This window comes from Ruegeria sp. AM7, from assembly GCF_056535965.1.
Genome location: NZ_JBQFJE010000003.1, coordinates 3,401,054 through 3,421,900 on the forward strand (window position 1 = coordinate 3,401,054; position 20,847 = coordinate 3,421,900).

The window sequence follows — 20,847 nt, forward strand, 5'->3', positions numbered from 1 at the left end:
TACATCTGCATGAACATCAAAACGCCCCGGATCCTCACGCCCGGGGCGTTTTCTTGTGCGAAAATCTCCACGGTTGGCCATGAACTGTGCCCACGTGGCCACGCGGCCCTTGACGCCTTGGGCAATCCGACTCAGAAATCCATAAAAAATCCTTGTGCCTCAGGGTGGAACCGCTAACGTGCCAGTCCCGCCCATTTCGGCACGCAAGTCAGAGGAATTGAGGGTATGAAGATCAGCATCGAACGCGGCACCCTTCTCAAGGCCGTCTCTCAGGCCCAATCTGTTGTTGAACGTCGCAACACCATTCCGATACTGGCCAATGTGCTGATCGAGGCCGAAGGCGATCAGGCCATGTTCCGCGCCACCGATCTGGATATCGAAGTGGTCGACAAGGCCCCGGCGCAGGTTGAAAAGGCCGGTGCCACCACCGTGGCTGCAACGACCCTGCATGAGATCGTGCGCAAATTGCCCGATGGTGCGCTGGTCACGTTGACTGCTGACAGTGCAGCGGGCCGTCTGACGGTCGAGGCCGGGCGGTCGAACTTCTCGCTGGCGACGCTGCCGAAAGAGGATTTTCCGGTGATGGCGTCCTCGGAATATCAGTCGAACTTTACCGCGTCGGCTGCACTGCTGCGGCGGCTGTTCGACAAGTCCAAATTCGCGATCTCGACCGAAGAGACGCGCTATTATCTGAACGGCGTCTACATGCATGTGGCCGACGGGTCCGAGGGCGGCAAGGTGCTGCGCTGCGTGGCCACCGATGGGCACCGTCTGGCGCGCATCGACGCGGACCTGCCCGATGGCGCGGCGGATATGCCGGGCGTGATCGTGCCACGCAAGACCGTGGGTGAGCTGCGCAAGCTGCTGGACGATGACGAGATGGACATCGCCGTGTCGGTCAGCGAAACCAAAGTGCGTTTTGCCACGCCCGATATCACGCTGACCTCCAAGGTGATCGACGGCACCTTCCCCGACTACACCCGTGTTATTCCGCAGGGCAACACCCGCCAGTTGGAAGTGGATGCCGCCGAATTCGCGCAGGCCGTGGACCGGGTGGCGACTGTTTCGTCCGAACGCTCGCGCGCGGTGAAGCTGCAGTTGGATGCGGATAAATTGGTTCTGTCGGTCAACGCGCCCGACAGCGGTGCCGCCGAGGAAGAGCTGGCCGTAGCCTATGGCGATGAGCGGCTGGAGATCGGGTTCAACGCGAAATACCTGCTGGAGATCGCGTCTCAGGTCGATCGTGAGAACGCGGTATTCCTGTTCAACTCGGCCGGTGACCCGACTCTGATGCGCGAAGGAAATGACCAAAGCGCAGTCTATGTAGTCATGCCGATGCGCGTCTGATCGCGCGGAAACCTTCTGACGAAAGGGAGGGGTCATGGGTTTGGCCCTGACCGAACTGACGGTCTCGCATTTTCGCTCGCACAAGCTGGCGCGGCTGGCTTTGGATGGGCGACCCGTGGCCATTCATGGGCCGAACGGAGCGGGCAAGACCAACATTCTTGAGGCGGTATCGCTGTTCTCGCCCGGTCGCGGCATGCGCCGGGCCAGTGCGGCTGAGATGACCCGCCGCCCCGAGGCGCTGGGCTGGAAGCTATCCGGCCTGCTGAACGCGCAGGGGCAGAATTACGAGATTGAGACATGGTCCGAAGGCGGCGCCGCGCGGCAGGTTCGGATTGATGGCAAGGCGGCCAGTCAGATTGATCTGGGCAAGCTGGCGCGGGTGGTCTGGCTGATCCCGTCGATGGACCGGCTGTGGATCGAAGGGGCCGAGGGGCGGCGGCGGTTTCTGGACCGTATCGCGCTGAGTTTTGATCCCGCCCATGCCGAGGCTTCGCTGACCTATGAAAAGGCAATGCGCGAACGCAACCGCCTGCTGAAAGAACAGGTGCGCGATGCCCATTGGTATGCCGCGTTGGAAGGGCAGATGGCCGAGACCGGGCACCGCATCCACGCGGCGCGTCTGGCGGCGTTGGATCATTTGCGCGCGGCGCAGGAGCAGGCCGAAACCGCGTTTCCGTCCGCTGATCTGGAACTGGTGCAATCTGAGGGCGCGATGCCCGACACGGCGGATGATTTGCGCGAGGCGTTGAATGAAAGCCGGTTTCGCGATCTGGCGGCGGGCCGGACCTTGGTCGGGCCGCATCGGTCGGACCTGTACGGCGTTTTCGCAGCCAAGGGTGTCCCGGCCAAGGATTGCTCGACCGGAGAGCAAAAGGCGTTGCTGGTGTCCCTGATCCTGTCGAATGCGCGGGCACTGGCGGGGATGGTGGGCGCGCCGCCGATTGTGCTGCTGGATGAGGTGGCCGCCCATCTGGATGCCGGGCGGCGGGCTGCGCTTTATGATGAGATTTGCGCGCTGGGCGCTCAGGCCTGGATGACGGGCACCGGGCCTGAGCTGTTTTCCGAATTAGGGGACCGGGCCCAGACGCTGACGGTCAACGACAGCGACGCGGGCTCGGTCGTGGCTTAGGCGGGTTCGCCGACTTTGCGCTCCCACAGGAAGCCGCGCATCACCTCGTCAACGGGCGTGTGTGCCATGTGGTTGACGTAGTTCGACATGGTTTTCTGCGCCAGACCCAGCACCACATCCAGAACCGCGCGGTGCGAATAGCCGGCGTCAAAGAAAGCCTGCAGCTGTTCTTCGGTCGGGTTGCCGCGGCTTTCCATCACTTGCAGGGTGAAGGTGCGCAGCGCCTCCAGCTTGGGCGAGGGCAGCGGGGTTTCATTGCGCAGCGCCTCGGTGATCTCGTCCGAGACCTTCATCATCTTGGCGATGCCGGTATGGGCGGGCACGCAGTAGTGGCACTCGTTTTCAACGTTGATGGTCTGCCAGACGACGGTCTTTTCGTCATTGTCGAAATCGGTCTGCATGAACAGGCCGTGCAAAACCTGATAGGCTTCCAGATGCTGCGGGCTTTCCGCCATCACCTTGTGCAGGCCGGGCAGACGCCCAAAGGCGGCTTGCGACTTTTCCAGCAGCGGTTTGGACCCTTCGGGGGCGGATTCGAGGTCGTGGGACGGGAAGTTTGCCATATCAAAACTCCTGTTTCTGGCGAGGTGAATCACATTTAGGCTTTCTTGAGCGATCACTCAAGTATATATTTGAGCGGACGCTCAAGAATTGGTGAAGCCGATGCCCCGCAAACCCTCATATGACCGTGACGCGCTGATCGCGCAGGCGCGGGATTTGTTCTGGCAGCAAGGCTGGGCGGGAACCTCGTTGAAGGATCTCGAACACGCGCTGAATCTGAAGCCCGGCAGTTTTTATGCGGCATTTGGCTCGAAGGACGCGCTTTATGCGCTGACATTGGAGCGATACGCGCAGGACGGCGTGGCGCGTCTGATGGCGATGGCCGATGAAATGGGTCCGCTGCGGGCGCTGAAGGCGCAGCCCCATGTGGTGATTGATGAACGCGAGATGCCCGCGCGGGCCTGTATGCTGGCCAAAACCTATGCCGAGTTGCAGTCCAAAGGGCATGATCTGGCCGACAAAGCCGGGTTCCACATGGCCGAGATGAAGGACTGTTTCGCCACCCTCTTTCGCCGCGCCCAACAGGCCGGAGAGATCGGGCCGGATCACGACCCTGACCGTCTTGCTGCGCGCTATCAGTCGGACATTCTGGGCCTGCGTTTGTCGGCCGAACGCAGGGATGTGAACGCGGCTGAAATTGCCGAGGATATCGCGGCGGATCTGGATCGGCTTTGATCAGCTGAAGACAACCCGTGACAGCACAAAATGTTGGGGGATGGCGTGACATTCCCCACCAGAAAACGTATAAGTTACCAAAATAATATAGGTACTAACCGCATGTCCGAAGACGCACAGGCACCACAAGAATATGGCGCTGATTCTATTAAGGTTCTCAAAGGCTTAGAGGCTGTTCGCAAACGTCCCGGTATGTATATCGGTGATACGGATGATGGCTCGGGTCTACACCACATGGTGTATGAGGTCGTGGACAACGGTATTGATGAGGCGCTGGCCGGTCACGCCGACCATGTGACGGTGAAAATCCACGCCGATTCCAGTGTCTCGGTCAGCGATAACGGGCGCGGAATTCCGGTGGATATTCACCCCGAAGAGGGGGTGTCCGCCGCCGAGGTCATCATGACCCAGCTGCACGCGGGCGGTAAGTTCGACAGCAACTCGTACAAGGTGTCCGGCGGTCTGCACGGTGTGGGTGTGTCGGTCGTGAACGCCCTGTCTGATTGGCTGGAGCTACGCGTCTGGCGTAGTGGTAAGGAACACGTTGCGCGCTTTGAGGGCGGTGAAACGGCGGAACACCTGAAGGTGGTTCAGGACTGCGGCGACCGCACGGGGACCGAGGTGCGCTTTCTGGCCTCGACCGATACGTTCTCGAACCTTGAATATTCATTCGATACGCTGGAAAAGCGCCTGCGCGAGCTGGCCTTCCTGAACTCGGGCGTGCGGATTATCCTGATCGACGAACGCCCGGCTGAGCAGCTTGAGACTGAGCTGTTCTATGAGGGTGGTGTTAAGGAATTCGTCAAATACCTCGACCGATCCAAGTCGCCCGCAATGCCCGAGCCGATCTATATCAGGGGCGAGCGCGACGATATCGGGGTCGAGATCGCGATGTGGTGGAATGACAGCTATCATGAGACGGTTCTGCCCTTCACCAACAACATCCCGCAGCGGGATGGCGGCACGCATGTTGCCGGTTTCCGCGGCGCTCTGACCCGGACGATCAACAACTATGCGCAATCCAGCGGGATCGCGAAGAAAGAAAAGGTCAGCTTTACCGGCGATGACGCGCGCGAAGGTCTGACCTGTGTTCTGTCGGTCAAAGTGCCCGACCCGAAATTCTCATCCCAGACCAAGGACAAGCTGGTGTCGTCTGAAGTGCGCCCGGCGGTCGAAAGTCTGATGAACGAAAAGCTGGCCGAATGGTTCGAGGAAAACCCGAACGAGGCCAAAGGGATCGTCGGCAAGATCATCGAGGCCGCTTTGGCCCGTGAGGCCGCCCGCAAGGCGCGCGAACTGACGCGCCGCAAGACGGCAATGGATGTGAACTATCTGGCCGGCAAGCTGAAAGACTGTTCCGAGAAAGACCCGTCCAAGACCGAAGTCTTTCTGGTCGAGGGGGACTCGGCTGGTGGGTCGGCCCAAACAGGTCGGGATCGTTTGACACAGGCGGTTCTACCGCTGCGCGGCAAAATCCTGAACGTCGAACGGGCGCGGTTTGACCGGATGCTGTCGTCGCAGGAAATCGGCAATCTGGTGATGGCGCTGGGCACCGGGATTGGCCGGGATGAGTTCAACATCGAAAAGCTGCGCTACCACAAGATCGTCATCATGACCGACGCGGATGTGGACGGCGCGCATATTCGGACGCTGCTGCTGACCTTCTTCTACCGGCAGATGCCGGAGCTGATTGAGGGCGGGTATCTCTATATCGCGCAGCCACCGCTCTATAAGGTTTCGCGTGGAAAATCAGAGGTTTACCTGAAGGATCAGGCAGCGCTGGACGACTACCTGATCAATCAGGGAGTTGAGGGCGCGGTGCTGAAGCTCGGCTCTGGTGAAGAGATCATAGGGCAAGACCTGACGCGCGTCGTTGACGAAGCGCGCCAGTTGAAACGCGTTCTGGACGCCTTCCCAACGCATTACCCGCGCCACATTCTGGAACAGGCCGCTGTTGCGGGGGCCTTTGTGCCGGGTGCGGTCGATGCCGACCTGCAGGGCGTGGCCGACAAGGTTGCTGCCCGTCTGGACCTGATCGCGCTGGAATATGAGCGCGGCTGGCAGGGCCGGATCACACAGGATCACGGCATTCGTCTGGCCCGCATCCTGCGCGGTGTGGAAGAAGTCCGCACTCTGGACGGCCCCATGTTACGCTCGGGCGAGGCCCGCAAAACCGGCAGCTTCACGCAAAGCCTGCAAGAGGTCTACAACACCCCCGCCGCGCTGGTGCGCCGCGACCGGATGCAGGCGATCCACGGCCCGCTGGACCTGCTGCGCGCCATTCTGGAAGAGGGCGAAAAGGGCCTGTCGCTACAACGTTACAAAGGTCTGGGTGAAATGAACCCCGATCAGCTGTGGGAAACAACGCTCGACCCGGATGCGCGTACCCTATTGCAGGTGCGTGTGGATGACATGGTCGAAGCGGATGATCTGTTCACCAAACTGATGGGTGATGTGGTCGAACCGCGCCGCGAATTCATCCAGCAAAACGCCCTGAGCGTTGAAAATCTGGATTTCTAAAGCAGTTGTAGGTGCGCCCATAGCTTTGCATTTCGCCTAAAGATTTGCATCTTTGGCCCAAAACCTTGGGCGCAGTAACTCTCAATTGTTTCTGGACCTCGAATCTCCTTATCTAAAGGCCCAAATCTTGGCCGACTCCACGCCAACTTCGTAGTTCTTGTAAAGGTTTCACGAAGTTCGTGGCCTTGTTCATCCAATCGAATTGTATTCTCTCGTCGAAGAAGAGCTTTGATTCAGCGCTGAAATAATTTTGGCAGCATCGCGAGAAGCAGGAACCAGATATTGGGCACCAAGTGTCAAGAGGCAGGTTTTTACCTCATTTGGGAGTTTGCAAAGCCCAGCGATGGATGTCCGGTTTGGGCTGACTACGGTCCTTTAGAGCAAAAATGCGGATGGCCGCAAAGTCCCGCTTTCCGCTTTGATCGGCCTTGCAGCTAAGGTCTGGAGCGAGCCCAAACTACTCGATGCTGCGATACGAACTGATGCCGGCTTTAGGCGGATGGTATTGGAAAGGTCGAAAAGGCGTCGTCCTGCGGTGCGTATCCAAGCACTTTGCAAGTCTCGGTTAGATCAAGCCTCTTAAATCGATTGTTAGAGATGCCGTGCGCTATAAAGCTCCCTTTGATTTCGGCTTGAATCGCCCTGTCAATCAAGTGCGTCGCATCGCGATGACTGAGCCACGCGCTGAGATCACGCAGGGTCTCAAGCGGCGGGCCGTCCGCTGGCTCAAACGCACCTATTCTCAATGAGACACAGGACATGCCGTGCCGCGTCGCATAAAGCGAACACAAGGTTTCCCCATAGCACTTGGAGACGCCGTAGAGATTGGCCGGGGCAACAGCCATTCCCGGAACGACTTGCCGGTCTACGGGGTATCCTTCGATGGTTTGCGCGCTGCTGGCGAAGACGAAGCGGCGGACGTTTGCCTGACGAGCTGATTCGATCAAATAGGTTGTCGCCAATATGTTGGCAGGCAGCACATCGTCAAATTCTGCGTTCGGATCGGGTACGCCTGCGAGATGCACAACGGCATCCGCGCCTTGGCACAAATCCGCAGCGGCACTTGCGTCCGTAAGATCAGAGCGCACGAAATGGTGCTGATCTGAAACAGGGTACGTGGGTTCATTCAAATCAGTCAGCACAAACTGATACCGCTCTTGATATGCGGCAAAAAATGCCCGCCCAATCCGACCCGACGAACCAGTTACAAGCACCTTCTGCATGGTCTGTCCCCCCAACCTCTGCGACACGGTGGTTAGCTCTAAAGCGACCGTAAGCCGAAGGAAAGCAGACATTCAGTTCGGTCTGCTTTTCGGTAACTTTGTCCGCAACGCAGACGTTGGCTCCTTATTGTGAACTTCGAATGTCTGCTCCGAACCCAGAACGTTCGATGCTGCACCCTGTACGAGTGTCAGTTTTGGGTCGAACTCTAATCTTGTCGCGTTGAGGCTTCTTCAAGGCGTGTTTTGAGACGGTCAACAATGTTTTGCGCTGTCGCAATATCATCTGGCGACAGACCTTCCGAGAGTTCATTCACCCATGGGATTTGATTTGCAATCGCGGCTTCGTACAACTCCTGCCCCTTTTGGGTCAGTACGACTAGGTGCGCCCGCTTGTGGTGTGGGTTCGGCTGAAACTCCACCATGCCTTCTTTGCTCAATTCATTGATGATCCGTTGTACGCCCTGCCGGTGAACGCCCATCGTCCGTGCATGCCAGGCAACGGATTCCGGTCGATCAGAATAGGCGATGGCACCAAGAATCTGCCATCGGGCACTTGTTAGACCGAGTTCTGATACGAGGCGATCACCGGCAAGCTGCAATCGACCGTTCAACCGAAACACATCCAGTATCAAGGCTGTCACGGCTTCTCCTTCTTCAGTCCTTCGCGCATCCGGCATGTCGATTCCTCATTTCATTTGACAACGCGTTGTCATTATGTTTGATGCTTCCCAAATATGACAACATGACACCAAAATGAAGCCACTTTCAAGGAGCACCGAAATGGTAAGTTTCAAACCTCTCGACCCGGAGTTTCCCATTGAACGGCAATTGGACATCGACGCTGGACCCGTCGTTCTCGTCAATCTCTTCACAGTCGATCCCGTTGACCAAGTCGACTTGGTTGAAGCCTGGAAGAGCGATGCCCAATGGATGAAAATGCAGCCTGGTTACATCAGCACTCAGCTGCATAAGGCAATTGGTGACGGCAGCATGTATCTGAACTACGCGGTCTGGGAGTCTGTTTCGGACTTCCGCGCTGCGTTTTCAAACCCCGAGTTTCAGCAGCAGCTCAGCCACTATCCCTCAAGCGCTGTGACCGCCCCTCATCTGTTCGAGAAGGTTGCCGTGCCGAATTGCTGCACGGCCTGACGAAATCCTTTCCAAAAGCCAATTTGAGTGAACCGCCATGAAAACAAAGATTCACGCCATCGCGGGCGGCATCGGCTTTGTTATGATCCTCCTCTTCTGGACATCAACGGCCATCAGCGAACTCTTTGCAAGCCATGAAACAGTCGCGACCGTCAAGGCATTGATCCTGAAAGGCATGTTCATCCTCATCCCGGCAATGGCGATTGCTGGCGGATCGGGCATGGCAATGGGTCGGAAACGCAAAGATGCACTGACGAGAGCAAAGAAGACCCGTATGCCGATCATTGCGCTCAACGGCTTGCTGATCCTCGTACCGGCCGCCTGGTTTCTTGCAGGCAAAGCCGCCGCTGGCGAATTCGACAACACCTTTTACATGGTTCAGGTGATTGAACTAGTCGCCGGGGCGGCCAACCTCACGATGATGGGACTGAACATTCGTGATGGTTTGCGAATGACCGGCAAAATTCGAAGGCCGCGCTGAAGACGTGGTTCCAACCCAAGCATTGGCTAAATTGCCGACATTCGAGCAAACGCGGCGAATTGGTGCTATGTCCGCAACTCGAAGTTTGCAAAGTACGATTTTGAAGGTTCGCCTTGGGCTGCCCTTGATCACTGATGGGATAGTAAGCGTTTCTTGCGGTATGCTGGTGCAGGCATGCCAACGTATCTTCGAAACGCATTTCGGAAGCTTGATGGCTCTGTGTAACCTACTGCGGCGGCTATTTCGTCGATAGGCATGTCGGTCGTCTCCAGCATCTGTTTAGCCTCCTCAACCCTGAGCGTCTGAATAAACTCGACCGGCGTCTGCCCGGTGGCTTTGCGAAACCGCCGCAACAGACTTCTCTCGGTCAGACCGCTTCGGGCGGCCATGGCGGCAACCGGGGTTGGCAGGGCATAGTTATCCGCCGCCCAAACCAGGGCATCTGCAACCAGCGCATCTTCATGTTGTGCCGCCGCAGTCAAAGAAGCGTAGTGCAACTGTCCTTCAGTTTGGGGTTGGAGCAGGTAAATCTTGGCGAGGCGTCGGGCCTCATCCTGGCCAGCGACTCGGCCGACCAGATACAGTACCAGATCACCCCACGCAGACGCACCGCCTGCCGTCACGATCCGATGCCCTTCACCCGCAGGTATCAGGATCCGTTCACGACGCACGCGGACATCCGGGAATTTCCGGGCGATGACATCACAAAAACTCCAATGGCTGGTGGCATCAAGCCCATCCAGCAAGCCTGCCGCCGCGAGTACTTTCGCTCCGGATGATGGTTTTGTTTCTGCGCTGAAATCTGGTCAGTTTGCGGCCGCCAGCGAAACCGGCGGCTTTTCGCCCCACGCCGTTGAACTGGCCAGCGGTCGAAAAATCTACCCTGACGTAGTGATCTGCGCCACTGGCTATGGAGCAGATCTGGATGAACTCTTCGGGCAAATGGGTGCATTGGACAACAAGGGTTAACACTTCGCGCACCCCATAAGTTTGCGTAGTTCGCCCATAGGTTTGCGCTGCGCGCTTGTCTGCATTAGCGACGAATTCAATCAGTTTATGGCTTAGTCGTCGCGGCTATGGCCCTTTGCATTGCTCAATCCCGCAAAGGGCCTCCCAAGGCCCCTTGGATTCCATGCGGCCTTTTTGCTTGGATTCTCGCGAAGGTCAGAGATGCGCAGAAAGCTGACTTTGCAAAGTTTCGCGTGCCTAACCTGACCGGCCCAGATGGTCGGAGGCTCTTCGTGGAAGTGCGGCAGTATAGATTGTTGGCCTGTTTTAAGTAAATTTAGGTGCGGAGCATTGTCGGGCTAAGTCAGCCAACGTAAACACCAGGGAATAAGGGCAATACGAATTTCAATTATCCAGATGACAATTGAGGAACTTTTGGTCAATTAATCTCATTGTCCGAGCAAAACCTACCAAGTGAGCTTCAGCGCTGCTTTCGTTTAACCGAAATAATGCATCCAGAATGTTTTGGATGCCGAGCAGGTACATCCCGTGCCATTGCGTCCACGTTTCCGAGGTGCCGCAACGCTCCGTTGTTCAGCAACACGCCTCGCCCAGCATCATAACGGCGCTGTCCAAATCCGCTGGCAACGCATTCCCAGTTTTCCTTGGCGGCCTCGTTGCGGAACCTCGGTAGGTCGTGCGGATCATGCCGCCCAGGTGTTGCTGCCACGTGATCGTGTTTCTTCGCATTGCTTTGGTGGGTTAAATGGTGGGTCACTTGTGTTGTGCCAGGTTGCTGGACAGAACCGGTTGTCGGCCTCGGCTTGGGGCGCATGATTGTCACGACGCCTTGAGGTTTCGGATGTCCTGGGACTGCCACGTGAGTTGCCGTAGGTTTTGGTGTCAACTGTGGAACCTGGCCAGGAACCGCCGTGGGAACCTGATTGGGGATTGCCGTTGGGACAAGCTGTGGTGTCGCTGTATTACCGCTGGGTTGCGGAACACGGCCGGGCACTGCGACTGGAATCTGGTTTGGTGTTGCAGTCGGGACGAGCGGTGGCACAGCAGTTTGACCGGTGGGCTGAGGTGGGACCTGACCAGGAACTGCGACTGGTATTTGGTTTGGTGTTGCGGTGGGCACAAGTGGCGGCACCGCTGTGGGTCCGGTAGGTTGAGGCGGAACCTGGCCAGGGATAGCTATCGGAACTTGATTGGGAGTTGCAGTCGGGACTTGCGGGGGCACCGCGGTGGGACCAGTAGCCAATGGCGGAACCTGATTTGGAACAGCTGTCGGAACCCGGTTTGGTGTCGCGTTTGGTGCCAAAGGCGGAGTTAGGTTCGGCGCTACTACCGGCGTGGGAACCTGACCAGGAACCGCTATCGGTGTCGCAATAGGAACCTGACCGGGAATTGCGTTCGGGACCGCGCCCGGCGCAAGGACTGGAACAGTAACGGACGTGGGCGTTTGCTGCGTTCCCTTAGGCGGCAACTGATTTGCCACCGGCTGCGTTGGGCCAGTAACTTGATTACCTGCCCCTTGCCCACCAGCCTGCCCGCACCCTTGGCTCGACTGGTGTGGGTTCCCTACGCCTCGGCACCACCCGTAGTGATTTCCGCGGGCAAAGACCTGAGTAGCGGCCAGTTCTGCAATTAGACAAGTTGCGGTAAGTACAGCAATTCGGTTCAGTTTCATAACATCCTCACCAACTTGTTGTCAGAGCAAGATACGCGCCAGGATCGCCAGAGTCGGTCAAAGGGCCGTCTCTCAAAGGGACCCCTACATATCCGGACAGGAATAGATTTTGCTTAAACTCAATGTCCAAACCCAGACCTGTCGACGCCAGTGTTGTATTATCAACTTCAAAACTCGCAGGGTCATTGTTCGAGATGTAACCCACGTCGAAAAAGGCAAAGGGCGTTAAGCGATGAATGCTCTGGGAACTGGGGAAGTAGGAATGAGACACTTCGAAAATCGCGGAAATTCCGGAATCACCATCCACTTCGTCAAACCGATATCCGCGCAAAGCATAACGATCACCAAGGAAGTACTCTTCGACTGAGGGCAGCCGGTCTGTTGTGTACTGCCCCCAGATCTCGGTGCGCCAAGCTGTGTTGGGAGACAAGCCCGTTAGCGGGCTTTCGTATCCGACGCCGCCTCGTAGATGCCAAAACGAAGAGTCCCCGTCGTCAAAATTCGCGTCTGTCGTGTCGTTGTCATTGTCACCAAAAGATAAGGTTAGCCCCGCTTCCAGAGCTTGTCCCTTTGGATAGTTTTGCCCGTAAAGATATGTCAGGCCAACGACACTCGCGTCACTGGATAGTGGAACGCCACCACTGACTGAATCCGCTTTTGAAAGGCGATAGTCCAGCAGAAGATATCCATAACGGGCCACATCGCGGATCACTGGGTAACCCAACGCGACGGTGAAGTTCTCGCCATCAACATCTGTTCTCGCAAAATCCCCCGAGAGGTCACGTTTTGCGTTTATGTTTCCGTAGAAAATCTCACCATACAGGCCATTGCTGTTCAACGGTGCGCGATAGGTAAGAGCGCCCCATAAAGAGTGTTCATCGTCTTTGTCCCAATTGTAAATGCCTGATCCCTCAAATCGCAGCAGATCCCCGACGGTCAGCGTTGAATAAAACTCTTGTACGACATAGAAACTGAGCGCTTCCCCAAGCTCACGCGGAGGGTTGTCGAGTGTCGCACTACCGGCTTGTTTGCGCAGTGGCTCTCCCAATACTCTCAGCCGAGCACCAGCCTGATCCGGGTAATCAAGTTCGGTCGACACGTCCAAATCGGGTATGTCCTCGGCTAGCATAACCGCCCGCTCAAATTGCTTGAGAGTTATTGGATATGCGGTGGTGAGGGGGCGAAAGATCTTTTCTAGGGTTTGGAACGTGCGCGTATCTACACCTTCTATTTCGATGGTTTGAATACGCCCCTCATCAACAACTATGCTCTGCCCATCGGGACCAGGCCACGCCTCAGCCAAGAAGTAGCCGTCTTCTCGGTAGATCTGAGTGATCGTTGATGCGACCTCCACCGCTGTAATGCGCCCTGACCGATCAAAGGCCAACTGACCGGCAAAAGTTAGCAGCTCGTCCGTATCATACACTGTTACGCCGCTGACAGAGTGCTGTGATGCTATGTCCCAGGTTTGAGCAATGCTGTATTTTGGAACCGAAACAATGGCCACAAAAGTGCAAATAATCGCAAGTACAACCGAGTTGGTTACAGGCATTTTCTACAACCTTTGCATGATTGAGAATGTTAAAGCCCAATACTATTACGATGTTTGAATGTCTGAGCTTGCCGATATTCGAGTTTGATCACGACTGGTGCTTTCGAGATACACAGCGAACAGGTTACAATGCGCCTTCGTCGCCCAGGAACTCGATACCAGCTGTCGCGCCATCACTGTAAGCAATGCAATTCCAAGGAGCGCGATCCTCGCCAACGCCGACTGTGACCTGTGTTCCCGCCTCGCTGAATGCCGATGAGAGCACCACGACTTGCGAATTGTTCGTCGTGCTGGCTACATCTCGCAAACATGCTTGCTGAGCCGGCGTGAGTTCGGCGGACGCGCTTGATGTACTCGTATCGTCGCAGGCCGCAAGCAGTGCGAAACAAGTTGCGCTCGCAATCATCACCATTTTGTTGGTCATTTTCTTCTCCCTCTGGTTCCCTTAAAATTTGTGAAATTGGGTGCACTAGTTTGAAGCTCTCGCGTCTGGGCAGCCAATAGAACATACCTTGATCCTGTGACTGCCTTTCCCGAAACTTGCCGCGGGGGGCTTGGTCGGTGGAACGACATTTCGTTCACTACTAGGGTCGCCAATAACGCGTGATGGTCGAATGATGTCGATGGCAAGAGCTAGAGCTAGCTTTGGAGAGAGGGCGAGTACGTTAAGTCTGGGCATCGCGTCCTCCCAAGGCTCAATCAGCGTAAAGTGCCTTCCGACCGCCAGCACTCACTCTAGCAGTCGGAAGGGCCCGAGACATCGGGCAACAACGACAACAACGGAGGTAAAATGAAAGTTGTGTCAAATTCACATGTTTGAATCTAATTTTTAATAAATCAACATTTTTTCCGCGCGTAAACTTCTTTACGCTCTCGTACGATAGGCGTCTGCCCTCAAACAAAAAGGTTAGTGGGCGCATCAATAAGGGCGCGTGAGTTCTTCTGAGCGGCGAAACGTTTTTCGGCGTACAGAAAGTCAACAAAGGAGTGAAAAATGGGATTTGGTGAAGCCGTTAAAACGTGTTTCTCGAAATACTTCCAGTTCTCCGGTCGGGCTATTCGCTCCGAATACTGGTGGTTCTTCTTGTTTGTGGTTCTCGTGAGTGCTGGTTTAGCTGTGCTGGATACGATCATATTCGGGACCAACCCTGAAACGGGGCAGGGATCTCGGGTTCTGTCCTCTGTTTTCCAACTGGCCGTTCTCATACCCATGCTGGCCGTCGGTTGGCGGAGGCTGCATGATACAGGACGACCTGGCTGGTATTTGCTGCTGCCGATGGCGCTCAGCATTACAACGCTTTTTGTTATGCTGGGTGGGGTGGCGTTCTTCTCGGTATTGGAGCAAGGGACCGAAAACCCCGATGCATTGCGAGGACCTGCGGCCGTCCTGGGCGTGACCGGTATTGTTGTTGTCTCAATTCTTCAATTGGTTCTATCCATTCTGATGATTTGGTGGCTGACACGGCCTTCCCAAGAAGGCGCAAACCAATACGGCGCACCTGTTTCCTGACCTCATTTTCCCGGAAACAAGCCGGAATCCCTGCTGGATGAAAGTCCGAACCGCAACACCATGGAGAGAAAAAATGAGGTTTAAAGCGATCACCATTGGAGCGTTGATGATGGCAATGGCGACCTCAGCACCGGCGGAGTGGTCGATCAACTCCGGCCCTAATCCCAATGCATTTATTCAAACCGGAAACATGACGCTGGAACTTCAGTGTGACCGTGTCCGCTTTGCTCCGGCTGGATATGAGGACAGCCAGGACATTGTGGAAAAGCAGGGGCTCTCCATTCGGTTTTTAAAGAACGGCACCACCGAAGTTGGGGCATTTCAGGTTGGCGCAGAAAACGCTGCCGTGCAGATCGTCGACAACTATCCCGTCGAGGTCAGTTTCAATAGTCAAGAGGACTATGGTTTTGTACTGGACCAGCTTGCGGCCAATGCATCGGTTAATCTGTCGATGATTGATCAAGATGTCAGCTATGGAATCTTTGACTTGAGAGGTTCCGGCGCGGCAATTCGGTCCCTTCGTTCCGCGTGCAACTCGGATGCTAGTCAGGGGGCGTCATACGAAGCACCTGAAGGTATCGTCTATTGTGGTGGTGGAGCGAAAAAACGCGTGATCGAACCCGCAATTTTGGACAATCCGGAGGGGGAGTGGGACGCAAGGGTAACGGTCAACGGCGAGTCGATCAAAGCCATGACGGCCTACAGTTACTTCGGAAACTCTGAGCCGCCGGCCGGATTTGTCGTAGCCCTACTTGGGGAAGACAGGTCCGAGTTTATGATTTTTAGCGAAGGCTCGGTAAACTGGCTGGAATACGGGGACTACAGATATGATCAGTGCAATTGATGCTGCCTTCCGAACACCTTCCCAAGTAGTGCGTCAATTGAAAGGTCTAGTTTCCAGGTTTGTGCTGGTCTCTGGTCTAGTATGGAACTCACCAGCTGTCGCGGCTGTTGTATCGCAACTTCCGCCCGGTTTGCAGGCGAAGGTTGATCTGGCGGCACAGGCCTGCGCGGAGTTCAACAACGGTCAGTTTGACTTAGATTGGGGTGCGGTTGAGAGGGTCGATCTCGACGGAGACCTACGACGCGACTGGGTTCTGAATGAGTCTGGTTTCGCGTGTTCAAGCGCCGCATCTCTTTATTGCGGAACTGGCGGATGCATGTCGCATTTTTGGGTTGGTGAAGAGGTGCATTCCTTGCTCAATCAAGGCTGGGCGGTCGTTGATTTTGGGCGCCAACGCGTTGTGGTGGCAGATATTCATGGATCCAATTGCGACGGAATAAACCCAACGCCTTGCGTCACGGCTAGTGTTTGGGATGCGGAAGCTAAAACGTGGCGCTCGTCTGCTGGCGATTGGGAGTAAGCTGCATTTGAGAATTGCAGATAAGCCATAGGAGCTGGTTTGTTCGATAGGTTCTCTGTAGCATGCAAACTTTTGGGCAAATCGTGCAAAGTTATACGCAAATACTGCGCAGAGTTATGGGCAATCTTCCAAGATTTTCTTCAATGAAATCAATGTTGGGAATGCAGCGTTATGAGCGCACCTACAGCAGTGTAGGTGCGCGCATCGTATTTCGCGCACCTCATAAGTTTGCGTAGTTTGCCAATAGTTTATCATCTTCATGTCTGCCATCGCCCTCGCGACAACGCATTTGTTTGGGTAAACTGCGAAATACGTCAAAGTTCACCGACTACTCGGCCAGGGAAATTTCGTGGTTGCTCTAAGCCATGTAAAACAAGACGAGGGCGATTGGGCCGTCTTTGACTTGTTCAGGCTAAAGGGTGGAAAGATCGTCGAACATTGGGATGTGCAAGAACAGATCGGCCCGACAGAGACCTGGAACAACTCTGGCAATTTCTAGAGGAGTAGAGCGCCACAGCTTATCTGGCGGAGGCCGATGATGATTTCTTTCTCAGGCAAAGGCGCGTTGGTGCGGGTCAACATTCCAGAAATCGAATGGTTGTCTTTGACTGAACCAGCGCGATAGTTTGATTGCATCTAAGGATTGGCGGAACATGTGTGGAGCTTTGTATGAAAAAGTGGGCGCTGGCAGGTATGGCATTGATCTCCACTGGCGCGGTGTGGGCCGCCGGTATGGAACGGTGGGGTGAATCCGGCGACTGGACAATCCTGATTGATGTCGAAAGGGGCAATGGCTGTCTTGCGTGGAAGCCCTTTGAAAATGACATGACCGTTGAAATCGGCGCAGCACCTAATCAGGCCGGCGGCTTTTTTGCCGCTTTTAATCCGGCCTGGGTGCAAATCGAAGAAGGTGCGACCGGTCTCGTACAGTTCGATTTTGGTGATGCGAGATTCGAAGGCGAAGCGGTGGGTGTCTACAAGAATGGCGTGCCCGGTGGTTACGCCTTTTTCGACAACCCGGCATTTGTAACCGAGTTTGGAAAACGCCAAAGCGTCACGATTATTGGCGAAAGCGGGGCCGAGGTTGAACTAGATCTCAGCGGGTCTGCCAAAGCCATTGAGGCCGTTCTGACGTGTCAGGCCGAACAGCCGGAACCACTAAAGAACTAGGTCGCGTCAGATCACTGCAATTGGTTGATATCAGGCACGCAGGGTTGCCTGTCGACAGGCAAAGCATCGGCGCCCACTGGGGCCTTGTTTCTGGACCCGCCCACATCCAGCTTGAACTTTGGCGACGAAAGCTGGCCAGTCACATCAAAGGGCCAAGCGCTTCTGGATAAGGGTTTGCCAACGCGCCGCGGCTCAGCTCTGATCGCAATGCTGTCGTTCAGCCAGTCCACTTGTCCCCTGGCCACCAATTGAACCGATCCCGTTTCAATGACGATAGGGTTTGAACTGACTCGCCCTGCTTGGATATCAACCGGGGCAACCACGCAAGTGATGTCGGTGTAGCCTTGTCTGAATTCCTCTGAAAACAGCCAGGGGAAAATGCCCAGCCCCGCCAGTTCCAATAGGCTGGTGCTGATATAGCCCCGCGACATCGACAAAGACGCGTTGCCGCGCATCGAGTTGATGAAGGCTTTGCCAGAGGTGGTGCTGCCAGAAACGTTGAACTCTCCGCTCAAACGGCCATAGGCATCAATACCAATTCCCAATTCATCAAGGATCTCACCGAACTCCCATCCCGAGGTTGATCCCGACAATGAAAGCCAATCGGGTGAATCAACCAGATCCATGACCGCCCGAAGGCTGAAGTTTCCGCCACCGTAAGCCATCTGAAGGGGGCCGAAATCTACGGTTCCTTCTTTTGCTGACAATTGGCTTGAAACAGACGTTACACCTTGCTGGCCTACAATCTCTTTGAATTCGATCTGTACCTCGACGTCAGCTTCTCGTAGCACGCGCTGCACATCCAGAAGATCGGCAGGTTTCCCTTTTTCCTTTGGCAAAACCAAGGGCTGCACGTCTGTCTCCTTCGGTAAAACTAAAGGTTGCGCTTCGGCTTCAGGTTCTTTTGAGGTCTCCCCTACCAGACTTTTCAGCTGGTTCAGCACGGCAGTCAGGTTCTTCAGGTCGTTGAGATCGAGCTTTTCGCTCGTGATGTTGCCCCGAACAACAGAAGTGCCCTTGGGGAAACTTGCGTTCAAAGCCGCAAGGAGATGCGAAGACCCGGCTTCGAACTGGATTGCGGCATCAAAGTCTTCGCCCTGTTTGGAGGTTTCAGCATCGATAGTTAGTGCTCCGAGCTCGACAGGTTGTAGATTCACTGCGGTCAGAAACTCGACGCTGTCGTCGACATCCAATTCCACATCAAAATCGAGACCGGCCAGCCCTTTTAGCTCGTTGACGGATAGTGCAAGACCAAGCGCCCATAGATCGGTGTCGTAAGTGGTCGCGTTAAACCTGTTGAGAGCAACCGGCCCGCCCGCATTGGATACGTTGAAGTCGGCTTTGATGCCGCCAAACTGGTCAACGTAGTCTTCATCGAGGTTGGGCAAAATCAACTTGGCGGGCCCGTTTAGCTCCCCATCGAAAGTCACGTCCTGAAGCTGAAGCAGATCGAGAATTTCCCCTTCGGCTGTCAGGACAGGCTCTTCCATTGGCCCGGCTTGCAGCGCAATGCCCAGCATGGCGAGCCGTCCGTCTGGCATGCGGCGAATACTTTCGATTGAGGCTGGGCCGATTACGTCCAGCCCTTGGTCAAATGCATTGGTTTGGAACAGCAACTCCTCAAATTCGAAGGAAGCCAAGGATCCGACCATATGCATTTCAAAGCCGGTGAATTTCAGCTCTTGGATACGTTTTGCTGCAGGCGGCGGCTGTCCTTCGGGATGAAGTCGCGCGTTGAAGAGCAGATCAACGCCCTGAGCGGTGTAGAGGTCATCTATTGAACCTTCAGCTTCGAGTTTCTGCCCATCCTCCAGACTTATGATGGTTGTAAACGCCTCGATCTTCAGAGCGTCCTGAGACAAGAGTTCTGCTTGCAGCTGACCATTGCCTTCCAGAACGCGTTCCAGCCCGATGACGTCCAGAAAATCACCGAATTCACCTGTGTCCATTTCCAAGACTGCGCGATAGCCGCCCCCTTCATCTGCCGAGAAGGACTCGCCATCGTAGCTTACGGTCATTTCGCCGAAACTGGCGCGCGTCGTAAACGGTGCGGCGTGTGGGTAGTCGCCTTCGATTTCGAAAACCTGACCGTTGACGGAGCCGGAACCAGAGACCTTTGTTCTTTGTCCCTTATCTAATTGTTCGAGCGTGAGGGCTTGAAGGTCAAACACAAATGAGAAGCCCGAGACCTTGTCGTCGATGTTTAACCCGATTGACCTGAAGCTGACGTTCTTGTCGCTCAGGAAGTTCAGAATTCCACTGCTTTCCGTGTCGGTCTTATCGGTACCATCAGCGCTCGCGACGTCTTTTTGATCATCCGCTGATACAGTTTCCTCTGAAGTTGGCTTGGGTGTTGGCCTGTCTTTTCGCCAGCTTGTGGTGCCGTTTTCGGCTGTAAGAATATTTGCTTGGAGGCCTTCCACGACGAGATTGTCAAAATGCAGACGCCCGTTGGTCAAGGCAATAATATCGAGCTCCAGTTCTAACAGGTCCAATTCTACAAGAGGTGACTCCGGCATTGTCAGGCTCGGGATGACCACACCACCGACGTAAATGTAACTCGTACGGCCAAGTGCGACGCTTACATCATCGTTGACAAGAAGTGGCCGACCAATTTGTTCCGAAAGAACTCTTTCCACAAGGTCGCGTCGCATGTCCGAGAACATCGGAGCAGCAAGCAACAACCAAACAAATGCGACCGTTGTGAAAGCGAGAATTGCGACAAGCCCAATTATTCTAATAAGCCAAACCCTCATGCGCTCCCCTATCGTCGCTTTCGCCGTTCAATCTTTCACGAGCAGCAATTTAGCCCACCAGCTTGAACGCTCGTTCTGAAACATATTCTGATCAATTGGTTCGTGTCACTAATCGTCTCTAGCAGCTCCGCCAGTCGCCTTGATCCTTCCCATCAATACACGTTCCCTATTTGTCGAAGACTCTTCGGAAGTCTGGATTGGTCCAAAAGTTTGAACGTTATCGACCTCTAAAGTGAACGCAGCCTTCATGAGGACTGTACCATCAACAACCAACATTTCCTTCTGCGTCGGCTCGATCCTGATTTGACCAGTTACAACGATGGGTTCGTAGAACGTCGATGGCGTCCATGAAACGCTTAGGTGCAAACGCACCATCTGGTTTGGTGGCGGAGGCGGTACGTGGCTGCACATTCCACGTTCCGGCACGATATTTGCCATTTGGGAACCATCATCGTCGCGGGGCCTAGGGATAACAAATCCGCCCAATGAAACGGTCATGCCATCGATGTAGATGTTGTCGGCCGTGCCCGCCTTCTCACGTCTTTCCATCACAACCCAGCGTTGGGAAATCAGCCACCGCGCGCACCGATGCCACTAACTCTTCCGGCAATCCTTGAACGGTGTGCAACGGATCAACCGAAGATGACACGCCACCGCCTGCCATTACCTTGATCTGCACCGCGCCCATGCGCAGCGCTTCTCGCGTTGCCCGCAGTACTTCGGGCACGCCATCGGCCAGGAACTCGACGTGCTGGTTGAAGGAAGACTG

The 20,847-nt window shown here is 55.4% G+C and carries 20 protein-coding genes; 11 read left to right on the plus strand and 9 right to left on the minus strand.

What is annotated here, in order from left to right:
- Positions 1–225: 225 nt before the first annotated feature.
- Positions 226–1,347 carry a DNA polymerase III subunit beta gene (dnaN, locus tag ACR3EG_RS20920; RefSeq protein WP_170743073.1) on the plus strand — a complete coding sequence of 374 codons (1,122 nt, stop codon included), beginning with the start codon at positions 226–228 and terminating at the stop codon, positions 1,345–1,347.
- Between the two features lie 34 nt (positions 1,348–1,381).
- A complete protein-coding gene (gene recF, locus ACR3EG_RS20925; protein WP_480498382.1) occupies positions 1,382–2,476 on the plus strand; it encodes a DNA replication/repair protein RecF in 1,095 nt (364 codons plus the stop codon).
- On the opposite strand, the gene ACR3EG_RS20930 is transcribed toward recF, so the two are convergent.
- Positions 2,473–3,039, minus strand: a complete 567-nt coding sequence (locus tag ACR3EG_RS20930; RefSeq protein WP_480498380.1) for a carboxymuconolactone decarboxylase family protein — start codon at positions 3,037–3,039, stop codon at positions 2,473–2,475. The two genes, recF and ACR3EG_RS20930, sit on opposite strands and share 4 nt — an antisense overlap.
- Before the next feature lie 100 nt (positions 3,040–3,139).
- Between ACR3EG_RS20930 and ACR3EG_RS20935 the strand changes: the two genes are divergently transcribed.
- Together ACR3EG_RS20935 and gyrB are read left to right on the plus strand one after the other, a co-directional pair.
- Positions 3,140–3,712, plus strand: a complete 573-nt coding sequence (locus ACR3EG_RS20935; protein ID WP_480498378.1) for a TetR/AcrR family transcriptional regulator — start codon at positions 3,140–3,142, stop codon at positions 3,710–3,712.
- A gap of 102 nt (positions 3,713–3,814) precedes the next feature.
- Positions 3,815–6,232, plus strand: a complete 2,418-nt coding sequence (gyrB, locus tag ACR3EG_RS20940; RefSeq protein WP_480498377.1) for a DNA topoisomerase (ATP-hydrolyzing) subunit B — start codon at positions 3,815–3,817, stop codon at positions 6,230–6,232.
- A 491-nt stretch (positions 6,233–6,723) separates the two neighbouring features.
- Here gyrB and ACR3EG_RS20945 read toward each other — a convergent pair whose 3' ends face one another.
- Together ACR3EG_RS20945 and ACR3EG_RS20950 are read right to left on the minus strand one after the other, a co-directional pair.
- Positions 6,724–7,455, minus strand: a complete 732-nt coding sequence (locus ACR3EG_RS20945) for an NAD-dependent epimerase/dehydratase family protein (protein ID WP_480498375.1) — start codon at positions 7,453–7,455, stop codon at positions 6,724–6,726.
- 206 nt (positions 7,456–7,661) lie between these two features.
- Complete coding sequence (locus tag ACR3EG_RS20950) at positions 7,662–8,132, minus strand: MarR family winged helix-turn-helix transcriptional regulator (RefSeq protein WP_480498373.1); 471 nt, start codon at positions 8,130–8,132, stop codon at positions 7,662–7,664.
- 76 nt (positions 8,133–8,208) lie between these two features.
- On the opposite strand from ACR3EG_RS20950, the gene ACR3EG_RS20955 reads away from it, so the two are divergent.
- Both ACR3EG_RS20955 and ACR3EG_RS20960 read left to right on the plus strand, forming a co-directional pair.
- Positions 8,209–8,604: an antibiotic biosynthesis monooxygenase family protein gene (locus tag ACR3EG_RS20955; protein WP_480501810.1), complete on the plus strand. Its 396-nt coding sequence runs from the start codon at positions 8,209–8,211 to the stop codon at positions 8,602–8,604.
- A 37-nt stretch (positions 8,605–8,641) separates the two neighbouring features.
- Positions 8,642–9,085 carry a hypothetical protein gene (locus ACR3EG_RS20960; protein ID WP_480498369.1) on the plus strand — a complete coding sequence of 148 codons (444 nt, stop codon included), beginning with the start codon at positions 8,642–8,644 and terminating at the stop codon, positions 9,083–9,085.
- Positions 9,086–9,213: 128 nt separating this feature from the next.
- On the opposite strand, the gene ACR3EG_RS20965 is transcribed toward ACR3EG_RS20960, so the two are convergent.
- Entirely contained in the window at positions 9,214–9,756 is a 543-nt protein-coding gene (locus tag ACR3EG_RS20965; RefSeq protein WP_480498367.1) for a GlxA family transcriptional regulator, read from the minus strand.
- 25 nt (positions 9,757–9,781) lie between these two features.
- Here ACR3EG_RS20965 and ACR3EG_RS20970 point away from each other — a divergent pair, with 25 nt between their 5' ends.
- Positions 9,782–10,054 carry a hypothetical protein gene (locus tag ACR3EG_RS20970; protein WP_480498366.1) on the plus strand — a complete coding sequence of 91 codons (273 nt, stop codon included), beginning with the start codon at positions 9,782–9,784 and terminating at the stop codon, positions 10,052–10,054.
- A gap of 1,679 nt (positions 10,055–11,733) precedes the next feature.
- Here the strand turns inward: ACR3EG_RS20970 and ACR3EG_RS20975 are convergent.
- The gene (locus ACR3EG_RS20975) at positions 11,734–13,278 is read right to left on the minus strand and encodes a ShlB/FhaC/HecB family hemolysin secretion/activation protein (RefSeq protein WP_480498364.1); all 1,545 of its coding nucleotides are present in this window, start codon (positions 13,276–13,278) and stop codon (positions 11,734–11,736) included.
- A 124-nt stretch (positions 13,279–13,402) separates the two neighbouring features.
- On the minus strand, positions 13,403–13,702 hold the full coding sequence (locus ACR3EG_RS20980; RefSeq protein WP_170355748.1) for a hypothetical protein: 300 nt from the start codon (positions 13,700–13,702) through the stop codon (positions 13,403–13,405).
- Positions 13,703–14,272: 570 nt separating this feature from the next.
- On the opposite strand from ACR3EG_RS20980, the gene ACR3EG_RS20985 reads away from it, so the two are divergent.
- From ACR3EG_RS20985 to ACR3EG_RS21000, 4 genes are all read left to right on the plus strand, one after another.
- Positions 14,273–14,788 (plus strand): DUF805 domain-containing protein, encoded by a 516-nt coding sequence (locus tag ACR3EG_RS20985; RefSeq protein WP_480498362.1) that lies wholly within the window; start codon positions 14,273–14,275, stop codon positions 14,786–14,788.
- A 73-nt stretch (positions 14,789–14,861) separates the two neighbouring features.
- Positions 14,862–15,632: a hypothetical protein gene (locus ACR3EG_RS20990; protein ID WP_480498360.1), complete on the plus strand. Its 771-nt coding sequence runs from the start codon at positions 14,862–14,864 to the stop codon at positions 15,630–15,632.
- The gene (locus ACR3EG_RS20995; RefSeq protein WP_480498358.1) at positions 15,616–16,152 is read left to right on the plus strand and encodes a hypothetical protein; all 537 of its coding nucleotides are present in this window, start codon (positions 15,616–15,618) and stop codon (positions 16,150–16,152) included. Before ACR3EG_RS20990 ends, ACR3EG_RS20995 begins: the two co-directional genes overlap by 17 nt.
- Before the next feature lie 669 nt (positions 16,153–16,821).
- Complete coding sequence (locus ACR3EG_RS21000; RefSeq protein ID WP_480498356.1) at positions 16,822–17,322, plus strand: hypothetical protein; 501 nt, start codon at positions 16,822–16,824, stop codon at positions 17,320–17,322.
- Between the two features lie 11 nt (positions 17,323–17,333).
- Here ACR3EG_RS21000 and ACR3EG_RS21005 read toward each other — a convergent pair whose 3' ends face one another.
- The 3 genes from ACR3EG_RS21005 to ACR3EG_RS21015 all read right to left on the minus strand — a co-directional run bounded on the left by ACR3EG_RS21005 (position 17,334) and on the right by ACR3EG_RS21015 (position 20,805).
- Positions 17,334–19,976 carry an AsmA family protein gene (locus ACR3EG_RS21005; protein WP_480501812.1) on the minus strand — a complete coding sequence of 881 codons (2,643 nt, stop codon included), beginning with the start codon at positions 19,974–19,976 and terminating at the stop codon, positions 17,334–17,336.
- 210 nt (positions 19,977–20,186) lie between these two features.
- On the minus strand, positions 20,187–20,627 hold the full coding sequence (locus ACR3EG_RS21010; protein WP_480498353.1) for a DUF3299 domain-containing protein: 441 nt from the start codon (positions 20,625–20,627) through the stop codon (positions 20,187–20,189).
- Positions 20,614–20,805 carry a hypothetical protein gene (locus tag ACR3EG_RS21015; protein WP_480498351.1) on the minus strand — a complete coding sequence of 64 codons (192 nt, stop codon included), beginning with the start codon at positions 20,803–20,805 and terminating at the stop codon, positions 20,614–20,616. Before ACR3EG_RS21015 ends, ACR3EG_RS21010 begins: the two co-directional genes overlap by 14 nt.
- Between the last annotated feature and the right edge of the window lie 42 nt (positions 20,806–20,847).

Bases quoted from the DNA above. Each gene is read 5' to 3' on its own strand.
- dnaN (WP_170743073.1), top strand. From the start codon at position 226: ATGAAGATCAGCATCGAACGCGGCACCCTTCTCAAGGCCGTCTCTCAG.
- recF (WP_480498382.1), top strand. From the start codon at position 1,382: ATGGGTTTGGCCCTGACCGAACTGACGGTCTCGCATTTTCGCTCGCAC.
- ACR3EG_RS20930 (WP_480498380.1), bottom strand. From the start codon at position 3,039: ATGGCAAACTTCCCGTCCCACGACCTCGAATCCGCCCCCGAAGGGTCC.
- ACR3EG_RS20935 (WP_480498378.1), top strand. From the start codon at position 3,140: ATGCCCCGCAAACCCTCATATGACCGTGACGCGCTGATCGCGCAGGCG.
- gyrB (WP_480498377.1), top strand. From the start codon at position 3,815: ATGTCCGAAGACGCACAGGCACCACAAGAATATGGCGCTGATTCTATT.
- ACR3EG_RS20945 (WP_480498375.1), bottom strand. From the start codon at position 7,455: ATGCAGAAGGTGCTTGTAACTGGTTCGTCGGGTCGGATTGGGCGGGCA.
- ACR3EG_RS20950 (WP_480498373.1), bottom strand. From the start codon at position 8,132: ATGCCGGATGCGCGAAGGACTGAAGAAGGAGAAGCCGTGACAGCCTTG.
- ACR3EG_RS20955 (WP_480501810.1), top strand. From the start codon at position 8,209: ATGAAGCCACTTTCAAGGAGCACCGAAATGGTAAGTTTCAAACCTCTC.
- ACR3EG_RS20960 (WP_480498369.1), top strand. From the start codon at position 8,642: ATGAAAACAAAGATTCACGCCATCGCGGGCGGCATCGGCTTTGTTATG.
- ACR3EG_RS20970 (WP_480498366.1), top strand. From the start codon at position 9,782: ATGACATCACAAAAACTCCAATGGCTGGTGGCATCAAGCCCATCCAGC.
- ACR3EG_RS20975 (WP_480498364.1), bottom strand. From the start codon at position 13,278: ATGCCTGTAACCAACTCGGTTGTACTTGCGATTATTTGCACTTTTGTG.
- ACR3EG_RS20980 (WP_170355748.1), bottom strand. From the start codon at position 13,702: ATGACCAACAAAATGGTGATGATTGCGAGCGCAACTTGTTTCGCACTG.
- ACR3EG_RS20985 (WP_480498362.1), top strand. From the start codon at position 14,273: ATGGGATTTGGTGAAGCCGTTAAAACGTGTTTCTCGAAATACTTCCAG.
- ACR3EG_RS20990 (WP_480498360.1), top strand. From the start codon at position 14,862: ATGAGGTTTAAAGCGATCACCATTGGAGCGTTGATGATGGCAATGGCG.
- ACR3EG_RS20995 (WP_480498358.1), top strand. From the start codon at position 15,616: ATGATCAGTGCAATTGATGCTGCCTTCCGAACACCTTCCCAAGTAGTG.
- ACR3EG_RS21000 (WP_480498356.1), top strand. From the start codon at position 16,822: ATGAAAAAGTGGGCGCTGGCAGGTATGGCATTGATCTCCACTGGCGCG.
- ACR3EG_RS21005 (WP_480501812.1), bottom strand. From the start codon at position 19,976: ATGCGACGCGACCTTGTGGAAAGAGTTCTTTCGGAACAAATTGGTCGG.
- ACR3EG_RS21010 (WP_480498353.1), bottom strand. From the start codon at position 20,627: ATGGAAAGACGTGAGAAGGCGGGCACGGCCGACAACATCTACATCGAT.